The sequence below is a fragment of the Campylobacter sp. MIT 21-1684 genome (assembly GCF_026241315.1).
Classification (GTDB): Bacteria; Campylobacterota; Campylobacteria; order Campylobacterales; family Campylobacteraceae; genus Campylobacter_D.
Window position 1 is genome coordinate 1 of sequence record NZ_JAPHNA010000044.1, and the last position, 2,533, is coordinate 2,533.

A 2,533-nucleotide genomic window follows, 5' to 3' on the forward strand; every position below is an offset into this window, starting at 1 on the left:
AAGGAACAACTATGAAATATATTGTCTTATTCTTTATTCTTATCTCTTTTGTAAGAGTAGCTTCTTCAGAAGAAACACAAAACTATCTTTTAGATGAAGTACAAATACAAGGATTAAAAGAACTTGATATTTTTGATTTTTCTTTAGAAAATCAAAGCAGAAGTGTAAGTATTATAAAAGAAAAAGAACTTGAAAAATCAGGGACGGGATCTATTTTAAATATCTTAGATAATACTCCCGGTATTGTTTTTCAAAGAAATGGAGGTATTAATGGGCAAATTTCTCTTAGAGGATTAAATTCAAATCTTTCACGTTCTATCGTAACTGTTGATGGAGTGCGAGTAGCTGGACGAAATACTTTGGAATTCAACACCTTTGATCCAAACTCTATTGATTCAGTTGAAATCATAAGAGGTCCAGCATCTTCTTTATATGGTTCTGATGCTATGAATGGAGTGATTAATTTTAAATCCAGAAGATATAAAGGAGATGTTCATAAAAAAGAATTTGATATACACACTAGAATAAAATCTTTAGAATACTCTAGTGTGAATTCTATGTTTGCAACAAGACTTGAAGCTTTAGGTGGAGGGAAAGGCTTTGATGTTCTTTTTGGACTTGCTTTAAGAAAGGCTAGAGATTATCATACCCCTTTAGGTATAGCTAAGAATTCAAAATACAATGCTTTAGGACTTGATTTTAATGTGGGGTATATGAATGATGAGGGTACAAGATATTATTTGCAAGGTAAATTTTCAAAAATACATTCTTATCGTGCTGGAGGATTTGGAGCAGTTCCGGGAAGTTCTTATGGAGTACTTATGGAGGAAAACCCCATACTAGAATACTATCTAAGAGCTGGACTTGAAGGAGAGAATCTCTCCTTTGCTGATTCATACAATGCTTATGTCTATTGGAGGCATTGGGATACGGATATTTATACCGACAGGAGAGCTCTTAATGGTTCTTATATACACCAAAACCTTAACAATGAAAATTTTTTCGGCTCAAAATTCACTCTAAAAAACAATTTTCAAAAACATAATATTATCTACGGAATAGAATATTTAGCAAGTATATTACCGAGTCGTTGGAGTCAAAAATTAGGGTCTGAACCTAAAACTACACGCAGACCCTCCCAAACCCACACTTTTTCAAGCTTTATAAAAGATGATTACAGTTTCACAGAATCCCTTTTACTCTCTGCTTCTTTAAGAGGAGACTATGTCCTTGCAAGAATAGGAAAGAAAAGATACTATAATGAAAGCCCTCAAGACACTTTCAATCTTGATAATGCAGGCAATATAACAAATAAAGCCCTAACAGGAAGTTTAGGTGCTGTGTATCATCTTAATGAATTTTTCTCTGTCTTTACAAATCTAAGCCATAATTTTAAAGCACCATCAGTTGGACAAATGATGCAAACAACACCGGGAGGGAATGCAAGTGAACCAACTATTGCCAATACAAATTTAAAGTCTGAATATTCCCAGAGTTTAGAACTAGGAACGCGTTTTGAAAGTGAGAATGCTTCCTTTGCTCTAGCAGGATTTTACACTCAGTATAGTGATATGATAAGCCTTTCTGATTTAATGAGCGATGGAACTTCTTTCTTCAGGCAGTATATTAATATAGGTAAGGCAAATATTAGAGGGCTTGAATTTGAAGGTGCGATACAGCTTTCAAGACTTACTCTAGCTTCTAATATAAGTGCTACTTATGGACAAGATGAGAGCAACAACAGACCTCTAAGTTATATAGCACCTCTTTATGGAAAATTCAGTGCTGATTATACTTTTGATTGGGGAGATATAGAACTTGTGCAAAAGGCTTACAAAGGCAAAACTCGTATCAATGTAAAGGAAGAAAGAAAAACAAAATCATATACATTAAGCAATGTATATACTCATCTTGATTTAGGATATTTTAAACCTTCAATGAAAGATATGTCTCTTACTCTAGGTATAGAGAATGTGTTTAATACCAAAGCAAGAAATCCTGCAACAGCTGAAAACATAGCTTATGCAAGAAGTCTTACCAACCCTTTATTAGAACCGGGGAGAAATTTCTTTGTCCGTTTTGGGTATAAGTATTGATGAAATATTTTGGCTTTTTTTGTTTGCTTGTTGTGGCTTTGTTGTTTTCTTTAACACTTGGAAGGTATGAAATTTCTTTAGAAGAAATTGTTTCTTTATTCCTTGTGAAATTCAAGCTTAAAGCCCAACTCTATGACACAACAATGAGTGAATTTATTTTGTTTGAAAACAGATTTCCAAGAGCTCTTTTATCTGTTTTTGTTGGAGCTGCTTTGGGAGTAAGTGGGGCAAGCTTTCAAGCTTTATTTAAAAATGCTTTAGCTTCACCTGATATTTTAGGTGTAACAAGTGGTTGTGCTTTTGGTGCTGTTTTAGCTTTACTTTTAGGTGTTAATCTGTATTTCATTAGTTTCTCTTCTTTTGTATTTGGCATACTAAGTCTTATGCTTACTTTATTTATTGCAAGAGGTGTAAAGAATCATATTATGGTGATGCTT

General features: G+C 33.5%; 2 protein-coding genes. Both read left to right on the forward strand.

Going from position 1 to position 2,533, the window contains the following annotated elements:
* The first annotated feature begins 11 nt into the window (after nucleotides 1–11).
* Nucleotides 12–2,096 (forward strand): TonB-dependent receptor, encoded by a 2,085-nt coding sequence (locus OQH62_RS08415; protein ID WP_266016103.1) that lies wholly within the window; start codon nucleotides 12–14, stop codon nucleotides 2,094–2,096.
* Nucleotides 2,096–2,533, forward strand: a 438-nt coding sequence (locus tag OQH62_RS08420) for an iron chelate uptake ABC transporter family permease subunit (RefSeq protein ID WP_266016104.1), incomplete at its 3' end; no start/stop codon positions are given. The genes OQH62_RS08415 and OQH62_RS08420, both read left to right, overlap by 1 nt.